This is a genomic window from Acidovorax kalamii (assembly GCF_002245625.1).
Classification (GTDB): domain Bacteria; phylum Pseudomonadota; class Gammaproteobacteria; order Burkholderiales; family Burkholderiaceae_C; genus Acidovorax; species Acidovorax kalamii.
On record NZ_NOIG01000001.1, the window covers coordinates 408,202 to 421,064 of the forward strand.

The following is a 12,863-nucleotide window of genomic DNA, read 5'->3' on the forward strand; positions in this document are numbered from 1 at the left end:
GGGCGGACCCCCGCGCCGGGTCGGGGACGAGTGTTACACAGCAGCGCGCGCCGAATCCAGCCGCCCCGGGCCCGGTGCGGCATTAGCATCAGCCCATGCCCGCCATAAGCGCCTCTAATGCCACTACCTTCCCCCACCCCGAGGGTGTGGCCGGGGAGCTCGATTGGCCGCAGCCCGTGGCGCCTTGGCGGCTGCCCGTCCTGTTGCTGGGGGTGGTGGCGGGGGCGGCGCTGCAGTTGCAGCAACCCGGCCTGTGGAGCGCTGGCGCCTACGCCGCACTGCTGTGCGCCGCGCTGGTGGTGGGCTGGTGCGGGGTTGCCGCCAGCCGCCCCCGCCGCCCGGGGGCGGTGCGCCATGCCCGCGTGCGCGCTGCTGCGGCGGCGGTGCTGGCGCTGCTGGTCGGGGCGATGGCCATGGCGGCGGTCAGCGGTTTGCGCGCCACGGCGTATCTGCAGCAGGGCCTGGACCCGGCGCTGGAGGGGCAGGACATCCGCGTGACCGGGGTGGTGTCGGCCATGCCGCAGACCAACGAGGCGGGCACCCGGCTGCGCCTGGAGGTGCTGTCTGCGCGGCTGCAGGGCAGCCCGGTGGAGTTGCCGCCCCGGATCGAGGTCGCCTGGTATGGCGGTGCCTTCGTGCGCGATGCGGGTGATGCGGTGGACCTGCAGCGCCAACCCGCCCCGGTGCGCGCGGGCGAGCGCTGGGAGATGACGGTGCGGCTGAAGGCGCCCCACGGCCTGCGCAACCCCCATGGGTTTGATTTTGAGCTGTGGACCTGGGAGCAGGGCGTACAGGCCACCGGCTACGTGCGCGCAGGCCCCAAGGACGAGCCGCCACGCCGCCAGGCCACCACCTGGCAGCACCCCGTGGAGCAGGCGCGCCAAAGCGTGCGCGATGCCATCCTGGACCGCCTGGGCCGGGGCGCAGACGAAGCCAGCGACCCCGGCCGCGCCCGCATCGCAGGCGTGGTGGCGGCCCTGGTGACGGGCGACCAGCGCGCCATCGATCGTGCGGACTGGGACATGTTTCGCGCCACGGGCGTAGCCCACCTCATGAGCATTTCGGGCTTGCATATCACGCTGTTTGCCTGGCTGGCGGCCGGGGTGGTGCGGGCGCTGTGGCGGCGCTCTACGCGCCTGTGCCTGTGGGTGCCTGCGCCATCGGCGGCGTTGCTGGCGGGGGTGGTGCTGGCCAGCGCCTATGCGCTGTTCAGCGGCTGGGGTGTGCCCGCGCAGCGCACCGTCATCATGCTGTGCACCGTGGCGCTGCTGCAGTGGAGCGGGCGGCGCTGGCCCTGGCCCCATGTGTGGCTGCTGGCCTGTGCCGCCGTGGTGGTGGCAGACCCCTGGGCGCTGGCGCAGGCAGGCTTTTGGCTGAGTTTTGTGGCGGTGGGGGTGCTGTTTGCTGCTAATCCAATAGCTGGAAAGGCATATGGGACAGGTGCAAAGGGGCATTTTTATGCACTTTTTCGTGAGCAGTGGGTGGTCACGCTGGCACTCACGCCCCTGAGCCTGCTGTTGTTTGGCCAGGTGTCGGTGGTGGGGCTGGTGGCCAACCTGGTGGCGATCCCCTGGGTGACGCTGGTGGTCACGCCGCTGGCATTGGGCGGCGTGGTGTGGGCGCCGCTGTGGAGTCTGGCGGCCTGGAGCTTGTGGCCCCTCACGGCCTGGCTGCAGTGGCTGGCGCAGTGGCCTGGGGCGGTGCTGTTTTTACCTGCCGCACCCCTGTGGGCGGGCGTGGCCGCCGTGGTAGGTGGTGCGCTGCTGGCCATGCGGCTGCCGTGGCGCCTGCGGTTGCTGGCGCTGCCTTTGCTGCTGCCGGTGTTCTGGTGGCAGCCTGCGCGGCCTGCGCCGGGCCAGTTTGAGCTGCTGGCGGCCGACATCGGCCAGGGCAACGCGGTGCTGGTGCGCACAGCCACCCACAGCTTGCTGTACGACGCGGGGCCCCGTTTCAGCCGTGAGAGCGACGCAGGCCACCGTGTGCTGGTGCCGCTGCTGCGCGCACTGGGCGAGCGGGTGGATGTGCTCATGCTCAGCCACCGCGATGCCGACCACACGGGCGGCGCAGCGGCGGTGCTGGCGCAGCAGCCGGGGGCCCAACTCACCGGCTCCATTGAGGCCGACCACGGCTTGCAGGCCCTGCGGCCCGCCCGACCCTGCCTTGCAGGCCAGCGCTGGGAGTGGGATGGTGTGGCCTTCGAGGTGCTGCACCCGCTGGCGGGGGATGGCGCCCCGGCACCCCGCCCACCACGCCCCAACACCTTGAGCTGCGTGCTGCGCGTGGTGGCCGCCGGGGCCCAGGCACCCTCGGTTTTGCTGGTGGGGGACATCGAGGCCGCGCAGGAGCAGGCCCTGGTTGCACGGGGTGCGGCGCTGCAGGCCGACCTGCTGCTGGTGCCCCACCATGGCAGCAAGACGTCGTCTTCGCCCGCCTTGCTGGAGGCTGTGCGGCCGCGCACCGCTTTGGTGCAGGCTGGGTACCGCAACCGCTTCGGGCATCCGGCGCCCGATGTGCTGCAGCGCTACCGCGAGCGCAACATCCGCGTGGTGGAGTCGTCCCGCTGCGGGGCCGCCACCTGGGTTTCTGCGGCCCCCGATGCGGTGGCGTGTGAACGCGACACCGGCCGCCGTTACTGGCAGCACAGCATGGTGCCACGGAGCGATTGATTGCGAAAGCATGGCGCAGTAGCGCCAGGGGCTGTTGCCAAGGGGGTGGGCGCACAACTTGCTATCCTGTTTGCAGGAGGCCCGTTCATGCAGAAATTTGACGAGATGTACGCCATGCTGCCGTTTGATGGCAGCGATGTGCGGGAACACTACAAGCGCTACGCGCAATGGTTGAGCAAACAGCCCCCTGACGTGATGCAGGCCCGCCGGGCCGAAGCCGAGATGATCTTCCGGCGCGTGGGCATCACCTTCGCCGTGTACGGCGCCAAGGACGAGGGCGGTGCAGGCAACGAACGGCTGATTCCGTTCGACCTGATCCCCCGCATCATCCCGGCCCACGAGTGGGCCAGCATGCAGCAGGGCCTGGTGCAGCGCGTCACGGCGCTCAACCGCTTCATCCACGACGTGTACCACGGCCAGGACATCATCCGCGCGGGCATCGTGCCCGCCGACCTGATCCTGAACAACGCGCAATACCGGCCCGAGATGGCCGGGCTGCATGTGCCGCAAAACATCTATGCGCACATCGCAGGCATCGACATCGTGCGTGCCCCCGATGCCCAGGGCAACGGCGAGTACTACGTGCTGGAAGACAACCTGCGCGTGCCCAGCGGCGTGAGCTACATGCTCGAAAACCGCAAGATGATGATGCGGCTGTTCCCCGAACTGTTCAGCCTGCACAAGGTGGCGCCGGTGGCGCATTACCCCGACATGCTGCTCGAAACCCTGCGCGCCAGTGCCCCGGCGGCTGCGGACGAGCCCACGGTGGTGGTGCTCACGCCGGGCATGCACAACAGCGCGTACTTCGAGCACGCCTTCCTCGCGCAGCAGATGGGCGTGGAGTTGGTCGAGGGACAGGACCTGGTCGTCAAGGACAAGTTTGTGTACATGCGCACCACGCGCGGCCTGCAGCGGGTGGACGTGATCTACCGCCGCGTGGACGACGACTTCCTCGACCCGCAGGTCTTCCGCCCCAACTCCACGCTGGGCTGCTACGGCCTCATGGAGGCCTACCGCGCGGGCAACGTGGGCATCTGCAACGCGGTGGGCACGGGCGTGGCCGACGACAAATCGGTGTACCCCTACGTGCCCGAGATGATCCGCTTCTACCTGGGCGAAGAGCCCATCCTGAAAAACGTGCCCACCTGGATGTGCCGCAAGCAGGACGACCTGCAGCACGTGCTGGCCAACCTCAAGGACCTGGTGGTCAAGGAAGTGCACGGCGCGGGCGGCTACGGGATGCTTATCGGCCCGGCCGCCACGCAGGCCGAGATCGAGGACTTCCGCCGCGCGCTGATTGCCAACCCGTCGGGCTACATCGCCCAGCCCACGCTCAGCCTCTCCAGCTGCCCCACCTATGTGGAAAGTGGCATTGCCCCGCGCCACATCGACCTGCGCCCCTTCGTGCTCAGCGGGCGCGAGGTACAGATGGCCGCTGGGGGCCTCACGCGCGTTGCGCTGCAGGAGGGCTCTCTGGTGGTGAATTCGTCGCAGGGCGGCGGCACCAAGGACACCTGGGTGCTGGGCGAAGTTACGCCTGCAGCGCAACCCAAGGCCGTGCAATCCCAATCGCAAACCCAATCTCAGTCGCAGGGCCAAGGCCAGTCGCAAAGTCAATCGCAAGGGAGCCTCTGAACATGCTGAGCCGCACTGCCGACCATCTGTTCTGGATGTCCCGCTACACAGAGCGGGCTGAAAAGCCCCATGCCATGGGGCTTTCGACACAACACCGCGTGCGTGCGCAGCGCGTGCGGGGTTCTCAGCCCTGCTCGATCAAGGAGGCCGCATGCTGAGCCGCACCGCCGACCATCTGTTCTGGATGTCCCGCTACACAGAGCGGGCTGAGAACACCGCCCGGATGCTCAACGTGAGCTACGAGACTTCCCTGCTGCCCCAGGCCGCCGACGTGGCGCAAAAAGGCTGGGAGGGCCTGCTGTCCATCAGCGAGCTGATCCCTGCCTACACCGCCAAACATGGCGAAGTGACGCCAGCCAATGTGCTGGAGTTCATGGTGCGCGATGGCAACAACCCCTCGTCCATCCTGTCGTGCCTGCGTGCTGCGCGCGAGAACGCGCGGGCTGTGCGCGGTGCGTTGACCACCGAGGTGTGGGAGACGCAGAACCAGACCTGGCTGGAGCTGCACCGCCAGCTGGAAGGCGGCGCCTTCGAGCGCGACCCGGGCCAGTTCTTTGAATGGGTGAAGTACCGCTCGCACCTGTCGCGCGGTGTGGTGCTGGGCACCATGCTGCAGGACGAGGCGTTTCACTTCTTGCGTATGGGCACCTTCCTGGAGCGCGCGGACAACACGGCGCGCCTGCTGGATGTGAAGTTCCACGCCGTGAAGAACGACTTTTTTGGCCGCCCCAGCGATCGCAACCAGGAGAGCGACTTCTACCACTGGAGCGCCATCCTGCGCAGCGTGTCGGCGTTCGAGGTGTACCGCAAGGTCTACCGCGACGTGATCACGCCCGGCCGCGTGGCCGATCTGCTGATCCTGAGCCGCGACATGCCGCGTTCGCTGCACGCCTGTCTGCGCGAGGTGGTGGACAACCTCGCCGTACTGGCCAACGGCCAGTCTGCCGAGACCAGCCGCAGGGCAGGGCGCTTGCTGGCCGACCTGCAGTATGGCCGCATCGACGAAATCCTGGCGACCGGCCTGCACGCGTTCCTCACGCAGTTCCTGGACCGGGTGAACGACCTGGGTGGCGGGATCAGCCGCGATTTTCTGGTGACGTCCGGCGACTGAGACATCCCAGAAAGTGGGGCGGCGCGGGGACTGGGTCAGTCCTGCGCGTTGCGCCGCTGGTCGCGCAGCATGAAGAGGTAGAGGCTCTCCACCTTTTCGCGCGCCCATGGGGTCTTGCGCAAAAACTTGAGGCTGGAGCCCACGCTGGGGTCGATCTGAAAGCAGCGGATGGGAATCTGCCGCCCCAACTCATCCCAGCCGAAGTAGTCGGCCAGGCCCACCACCATGGCCTCCAGTGTCACACCGTGCAGGGGGTTGCGTGGCTGGATGGGCTTGCTGGCCGGTGGGGCGGGTGGCGGGGTCTCTGAAGTGCTCATGGCTCCAAGCATACAGACTGAAATCGTGAACATGTCCCCCGGGGCCACCGAGTGGCCACGGGAGGCATCCCTTCAGGGGGATGACGCGAAGCTGCTCAGGGCGCGTCAGGCTTTGCGTTGCAGGTGTTCTTCCCGCTGAAAAAGCTCGGCCGCCCAGTCCACAAAGGCGCGCACCTTGGCACTCAGGTGGCGGTTGGGCGGGTAGACCACATACACGGGCAGCAGGGGCTGGGTCCACTCTGGCAGCAGTTGCACCAGCGTGCCGTTTTGAAGATGCCGCTCGGCTTGATAGCTGGTGACCTGACCAATGCCCAGTCCGGCAACCAGTGAAGCCACATAGGCGTTGGCCTCGTTCACGCTCAGCTGGTAGGGGCCCGAGATGTCTATGGATTCAGTGCCCTGGCGAAACTCCAGTGGGTAGTGCCGGCCGGAGTGGGGCGAGAAGTACAGCAGGCTGGTGTGCTTTTCCTCGATCTCAAGCGGGTGTGAGGGCGTGCCCTTGCGTGCCAGGTAGTCGGGCGACGCGACGGTGATGAATTCCAGGTTGCCAATGCGCCGAGCCACCAGCGACTGGTCGCTCAGCTCGCCGCCCCGGATCACGCAGTCCACGTTGTCGCTGATAAGGTCCACGATGCGGTCGCTCACGCCCAGGTCCACCTGGATGTCCGGGTAGCGGGCATGGAACTCCGCCAGGTGCGGAATGATGAGCAACTGCGCCACCGAGGTGCCCACGTCGATGCGCAGGCGCCCGCGCGGGTTGGCGCGCGCGTTGGTCATGCTGGCCTCGATGTCGTCCAGGTCCGTCAGCAGCCGCACGGTGCGGTCGTAATAGGCCGCGCCATCGGGCGTCACGGTCACGCGGCGCGTGGTGCGGTTGAGCAGCTTCACGCGCAGTCGCTCCTCCAGCGCCTGCACATGCTTGGTCACGGTGGCTTTGGGCAGCGAAAGCGAATCCGCGGCCCGGGTGAACGTGCCGGCCTCCACCACCCGCACGAATATGCGCATGGCCTGTATCTGGTCCATGGCTTCTCCTTGAATCTGAAACTGCAGCACCCACCAGTGGGTGCTGAGGAATTCTCACACGCGAGCAAGCGTTTGATTGTTGAGCTTTTGGAAACAGTGCGGTGGTGTTTGACCTGTTTATCCAAAAGGCCCAAGCCACTACATTTCATCCATCGTCAACCGACCTTCCACCTACTGACTGGGTACCTGCCATGCAGCCCGACCGCCCTTCTTCGCCATCCTCCACACCGCAGCCCTCTGCCGCCTCCAAGGCCGCAGCGTCCGTTTGCACCGATTCCACCATTGAGGTGGGCAAGGGGCAGGACGTGGCCGTGCGCATGTATGGCCGCAAGAAGGCGGGACAAGCGTCTCCCGTGGTCGTGCATTTTCATGGCGGCGCCTTCACCTCGGGCGATCTGGACAACGGCTGCACCGTGGCGTCGTTGCTGGAAGGCGCAGGGGCGGTGGTGGTGTCGGTGGCCTATCCGCTCACGCCGTTTCCGCAGCCCGTGGACACGGGGTACGACGTGCTCAAGTGGGTGCACCGCAACCGCACCAAGCTCGGTGGGCAGGGCGCTTTGGTCTATCTGGCGGGCGAAGAAGCGGGGGGCAATCTGGCGGCGGCCGTGAGCCTGATGGCGCGCGACCAGTCGCACCCGCCGCTGGCCGGGCAGATTCTGCTGTCTCCCATGCTGGACCCCTGTGTGGGCACTGCCTCGCTGCGCGAAGCCACGGGCGACTCCACCGGCTGCAAGTGGACCGAAGGCTGGCGCAATTTTCTGCGCTGCCCGCGCGATGCCGAGCACCCCTATGCCGTGCCGGCCGGTGCACAGCGCCTGGCGGGGTTGCCACCCACGCTGATCCTGGTGGGCGACACCGACCCCATGCATGACGAGGCGCTGGCCTACGCGGCCCGGCTGGAGGCAGCAGGCCTGCCGATAACCCGCCATGTGTTCTCCAAGAACCCGCAGTGGCCCGATGCCCTGCTGCAGACCGGTGAGCACGAATGCCCTTGTGCTGCGGGTGCGCAAGAGCAGTTCCGCCAGTTCTTTGAAGCCACCCGATGTCCGGTGCCTTCCTGAGCATGGGATCAAACCCCTTGGGTCGCTGAACGTGGATGACCTCAACGCAGGTTGAGGTTTGATACCGCGGCCCTGCTACCAAGACCCTGGTTTTCAACGCTGATTTTTCCGGCTTGCCGAGCCGGAGGGAGAGGCTTTGCCTGCGTTTTCTGCAAGCCGTGCCCGCGAGGGGCAGGACGGCGGGCAGGAGTCATTGATGTCAACGATATGGAGGAAATAACAGCATGAACCACACCTTGCGCTTCTCTGGGGCCTGCCGCTTTGGCTGTCACAACCCGCAGCATCACCGCGTCTGAGTTTCCGAGGCTGGCGCGTACCCACTGGGGGCGTCGGGTCAAGGGGCTTGACTTTCTCACCGTGTCAATGCCGAGACTGCCCCACCGCCCGCTGCCTTGGCGTCTGTCACCCCGCTGTAGGGGCGCAGTCTGGCAGCAAAAACACCTTCATCGGCTTGCCCGCCAAGGCGGCCTTTACGTTTGATTGAAATGACCATGAACTCCAACCCGCTCTTCAAGAACCGCCCTCTGGGCCTGGCCACCATTGCCACCGCCGTGACGGCCGCAGTGGCCGCTTTGATCCTTGTTTTCCAATCGCCTGCGGCCCAGGCCAACGGCGAAGGCGCCACCCCCCCCGCCATGCCCGTGTCGGTGGCAGCCGTGCTGCAAAAAGACATCGCCCTCTGGGACGAGTTTTCAGGCCGGCTCGAAGCCGTGCAGCGCGTGGACGTGCGCCCCCGCGTCTCGGGGGCCGTGCAGGCCGTGCACTTCCGCGAAGGCTCGCTGGTCAAGCAGGGCGACCTGCTGGTCACGGTGGACCCCGCCCCCTACGCCGCCGAGGTGGACCGCGCCGAAGCCCAGGTGGTCGCCGCGCAGGCCCGCCTGTCGTACACCCGTAGCGAACTGGAGCGCGCCACGCGCCTGCTCGAAGAAAAAGCCATTGCCCAGCGCGAGCACGATGAGCGCCTGAACGCCCAGCGCGAGGCCGATGCCAACCTGCGCGCCGCCCAGGCCGCGCTGCAGACCGCGAAGCTGAACCTTTCGTACACACAGGTGCGCGCCCCGGTGGCGGGCCGCGTGGGCCGCATCGAAGTCACCGTGGGCAACCTGGTGGCGGCCGGTGCGGGCGCCCCCGTGCTGACCACGCTGGTGTCCGTGAGCCCCATCTACGCGAGCTTCGACACCGATGAGCAGATCGTGGTGAAGGCCCTGGCGGACCTGCAAAGCGGCCAGCGCGGCAACAGCGCCCGCCAGCTCATCGAGCGCATCCCCGTGCAGATGGGCACCGGCACCACGGGCGGCACGCCGCACGCCGGCCGCTTGCAGCTCATCGACAACCAGGTCGATGCCAAGAGCGGCACCGTGCGCGTGCGCGCCGTGTTCGACAACGAAGACGGCTCGCTCATCCCCGGCCAGTTCGCCCGCATCCGCATGGGCCAGGCCCGCAACACGCAGGCGCTGCTCATCAACGAACGTGCCGTGGGCACCGACCAGAACAAGAAGTTCGTGATGGTGGTGGGCGAGGGCAACAAGGCCGAGTACCGTGAGGTCACCCTGGGCGCGCCGATTGACGGCCTGCGCGTGGTCACCTCGGGCCTCAAGGCGGGCGAGAACATCGTCGTCAATGGCCTGCAGCGCGTGCGCCCCGGTGCCGTGGTGGCGCCGCAGCCTGTACCCATGACCGCCAAGGCCGAGATTGCGGGTGATCGCAAGGAAGCCAAGAACGCCGTCAAGTCGCCAGCCGCCTGAGCGCGCTGGACACCAGGAATTTGCACCCATGAACCTGTCCCGCTTTTTCATCGACCGCCCCATCTTTGCCGGGGTGCTGTCGGTGCTCATCTTCCTCGGGGGGCTCATCGCGTTGCGCGGTCTGCCCATCTCCGAGTACCCTGAAGTCGCACCGCCCTCCGTGGTGGTGCGCGCCCAGTACCCGGGCGCCAACCCCAAGGTGATCGCCGAGACCGTGGCCACGCCGCTGGAGGAGTCCATCAACGGCGTGGAAGGCATGCTCTACATGGGCAGCCAGGCCACCACCGACGGCGTGATGACGCTCACGGTGACGTTTGCCCTGGGCACCGACCCCGACAAGGCCCAGCAGCTGGTGCAAAACCGCGTCTCGCAGGCCGAGCCGCGCCTGCCCGAGGAAGTGCGCCGCCTGGGCGTCACCACCGTCAAGAGCGCGCCGGACCTGACCATGGTGGTCCACCTGGTCTCGCCCAACAACCGCTACGACATCGACTACCTGCGCAACTACGCGGTGCTCAACGTGAAGGACCGCCTCGCGCGCATCCAGGGCGTGGGCCAGGTGCAGATCTTCGGCGGCGGCGACTATTCGATGCGCGTGTGGCTCGACCCGCAGAAGGTGGCGCAGCGCGGCCTCTCGGCCAGCGATGTGGTCACAGCCATCCGCGGTCAGAACGTGCAGGCGGCTGCAGGTGTGGTGGGCGCATCGCCCGGCCTGCCGGGCGTGGACCTGCAACTGTCCATCAACGCGCAGGGCCGCCTGCAGACCGAAGAAGAGTTCGGCGACATCATCGTCAAGACCGGTGCGGATGGTGCGGTGACACGCCTGCGCGACATCGCCCGCCTGGAGCTGGGCGCGGCCGACTACTCGCTGCGCTCGCTGCTCAACAACGACCCCGCCGTGGGCATGGGCGTGTTCCAGGCGCCGGGCTCCAACGCGCTCGACATCTCGTCCAACGTGCGCAAGACCATGGACGAGATCCAGAAGAACATGCCCGAAGGTGTGGAGTACCGCATTGCGTACGACCCCACACAGTTCGTGCGTGCGTCGATCAAGTCCGTGATCCACACGCTGCTCGAAGCCATTGCCCTCGTGGTGCTGGTGGTGATCCTGTTCCTGCAGACCTGGCGTGCCTCCATCATCCCGCTGCTGGCGGTGCCGGTGTCGGTGGTGGGTACGTTTGCCGTGCTGCACCTGCTGGGCTTCTCGATCAACGCGCTCTCCCTGTTCGGGCTGGTGTTGGCCATCGGCATCGTGGTGGACGATGCCATCGTGGTGGTGGAGAACGTGGAGCGCAACATCGAGGCGGGCCTGACCCCGCGCGAGGCCACCTACCGCGCCATGCGGGAGGTGTCCGGCCCCATCATCGCCATCGCACTGGTGCTGGTGGCGGTGTTCGTGCCGCTGGCCTTCATCAGCGGCCTCACGGGGCAGTTCTACAAGCAGTTCGCGGTGACCATCGCGATCTCCACGGTGATCTCGGCGATCAACTCGCTGACCCTGTCGCCCGCGCTGTCGGCACTGCTGCTCAAGGGCCACGACGAACCCAAGGACGCGCTCACGCGCGGCATGGACAAGGTGTTCGGTGGCCTGTTCCGCGGCTTCAACCGCTTGTTCCATCGCGGCTCCGAGGCCTACAGCGGCGGGGTCAAGCGCGTCATTGGCCGCAAGGCGCTGATGTTTGTGATCTATCTCGCGCTGGTGGGTGCCACCATGGGTCTGTTCAAGATCGTGCCCGGCGGCTTTGTGCCCGCGCAGGACAAGCAGTACCTGATCGGCTTTGCGCAGCTGCCCGATGGCGCCACGCTGGACCGCACCGAGAACGTGATTCGCCGCATGGGCGAGATCATGAAGGAGAACCCGAACGTCGAAGATGCGATTGCCTTCCCCGGCCTGTCCATCAACGGCTTCACCAACAGCTCCAACTCCGGCATCGTGTTCGCCACGCTCAAGCCCTTTGCCGAGCGCACCCGTGCCGACCAGAGCGGTGGCGCGGTGGCAGGCCAGCTGAACCAGGCCTTCGGCAGTATCCAGGACGCGTTCATCGCCATGTTCCCGCCGCCTCCGGTCGCGGGCCTGGGCACCACGGGCGGCTTCAAGCTGCAGATCGAAGACCGCGCCTCGCTCGGCTACGAAGCCATGGACAACGCCGTGAAGGCCTTCATGGGCAAGGCCTACCAGACGCCGGAACTCGCTGGCCTGTTCACCAGCTGGCAGGTCAACGTGCCGCAGCTGTACGCCAACATCGACCGTACCAAGGCGCGCCAGCTGGGCGTGCCGGTGACGGACATCTTCGACACGCTGCAGATCTACCTGGGCAGCCTGTACGCCAACGACTTCAACCAGTTTGGCCGCACCTACAGCGTGCGCGTGCAGGCCGATGCGGCCTACCGCGCGCGGGCCGAGGACGTGGGCCTGCTCAAGGTGCGCTCTGCCACCGGCGAGATGGTGCCTCTGTCGGCGCTGATGAAGATGGAGCCCAGCTTCGGCCCCGAGCGCGCCATGCGCTACAACGGCTACTTGGCTGCTGATGTGAATGGCGGCCCCGCGCCCGGCTACTCGTCGGGCCAGGCGCAGGCAGCCATCGAGCGCATCGCCGCCGAGACCCTGCCCCAGGGCATCACCTTCGAATGGACCGAGCTGACCTACCAGGAGATCCTGGCCGGCAACTCCGCCGTGCTGGTGTTCCCGCTGGCCATCCTGCTGGTGTTCCTGGTGCTGGCCGCGCAGTACGAAAGCCTCACGCTGCCGATTGCCATCATCCTGATCGTGCCCATGGGCATCCTGGCGGCCATGACCGGCGTGTGGCTGAGCAACGGCGACAACAACGTGTTCACGCAGATCGGGCTCATCGTGCTGGTGGGGCTATCGGCCAAGAACGCCATCCTGATCGTGGAGTTTGCGCGCGAGCTGGAGTTTGCCGGGCGCACCCCCGTGCAGGCCGCCATCGAGGCCAGCCGCCTGCGGCTGCGCCCCATCCTGATGACCTCGCTGGCCTTCGTGATGGGCGTGCTGCCCCTGGTGCTGTCCACCGGCGCGGGCGCTGAGATGCGCAGCGCCATGGGCGTGGCGGTGTTCGCCGGGATGATCGGGGTGACGGCCTTCGGCCTGTTCCTCACACCCGTGTTCTATGTGCTGCTGCGCAAGCTGGCGGGTAATCGCCCGCTGGTGGAGCATGGCGCGCATGTGGCGCCCATCTCGCAGGCGCCCCACGGTGGTGGCATGGGTCAGCCGGTGCTGGCCGCGCCCCGCAAGGAGCACGAATGATGCCCACGACCACAACGACCTTTGTGGCCCTGAATGCTCGCTC

The 12,863-nt window shown here is 67.1% G+C and carries 9 protein-coding genes; 7 read left to right on the plus strand and 2 right to left on the minus strand.

All coding sequences use genetic code 11. The features are described 5' to 3' along the window. Positions 1-95 precede the first annotated feature (95 nt). The 4 genes from CBY09_RS01850 (at position 96) to CBY09_RS01865 (ending at position 5,412) form a co-directional block, all read left to right on the plus strand. On the plus strand, positions 96-2,666 hold the full coding sequence (locus CBY09_RS01850) for a DNA internalization-related competence protein ComEC/Rec2 (protein WP_094285790.1): 2,571 nt from the start codon (positions 96-98) through the stop codon (positions 2,664-2,666). Positions 2,667-2,753: 87 nt separating this feature from the next. Continuing rightward, positions 2,754-4,301, plus strand: coding sequence for a circularly permuted type 2 ATP-grasp protein (locus CBY09_RS01855; protein WP_094285793.1), 1,548 nt, complete (start codon positions 2,754-2,756; stop codon positions 4,299-4,301). Between the two features lie 2 nt (positions 4,302-4,303). Then, positions 4,304-4,459, plus strand: a complete 156-nt coding sequence (locus tag CBY09_RS01860; protein ID WP_094285795.1) for an alpha-E domain-containing protein — start codon at positions 4,304-4,306, stop codon at positions 4,457-4,459. After that, entirely contained in the window at positions 4,453-5,412 is a 960-nt protein-coding gene (locus CBY09_RS01865) for an alpha-E domain-containing protein (RefSeq protein WP_094285797.1), read from the plus strand. The genes CBY09_RS01860 and CBY09_RS01865 overlap by 7 nt, the downstream gene beginning before the upstream one ends. Before the next feature lie 35 nt (positions 5,413-5,447). Here the strand turns inward: CBY09_RS01865 and CBY09_RS01870 are convergent, their stop codons facing one another. Continuing rightward, positions 5,448-5,729, minus strand: coding sequence for a VF530 family protein (locus CBY09_RS01870; RefSeq protein WP_094285799.1), 282 nt, complete (start codon positions 5,727-5,729; stop codon positions 5,448-5,450). A 105-nt stretch (positions 5,730-5,834) separates the two neighbouring features. Continuing rightward, a complete protein-coding gene (locus CBY09_RS01875; protein WP_094285918.1) occupies positions 5,835-6,752 on the minus strand; it encodes a LysR family transcriptional regulator in 918 nt (305 codons plus the stop codon). 191 nt (positions 6,753-6,943) lie between these two features. Here CBY09_RS01875 and CBY09_RS01880 point away from each other — a divergent pair, with 191 nt between their 5' ends. The 3 genes from CBY09_RS01880 to CBY09_RS01890 all read left to right on the plus strand — a co-directional run bounded on the left by CBY09_RS01880 (position 6,944) and on the right by CBY09_RS01890 (position 12,820). Further along, positions 6,944-7,813 carry an alpha/beta hydrolase gene (locus CBY09_RS01880; protein ID WP_205734074.1) on the plus strand — a complete coding sequence of 290 codons (870 nt, stop codon included), beginning with the start codon at positions 6,944-6,946 and terminating at the stop codon, positions 7,811-7,813. A gap of 491 nt (positions 7,814-8,304) precedes the next feature. After that, positions 8,305-9,558: an efflux RND transporter periplasmic adaptor subunit gene (locus CBY09_RS01885; RefSeq protein WP_094285921.1), complete on the plus strand. Its 1,254-nt coding sequence runs from the start codon at positions 8,305-8,307 to the stop codon at positions 9,556-9,558. A gap of 28 nt (positions 9,559-9,586) precedes the next feature. Next, positions 9,587-12,820, plus strand: coding sequence for an efflux RND transporter permease subunit (locus CBY09_RS01890; RefSeq protein ID WP_094285801.1), 3,234 nt, complete (start codon positions 9,587-9,589; stop codon positions 12,818-12,820). The last annotated feature ends 43 nt before the right edge of the window (positions 12,821-12,863 follow it).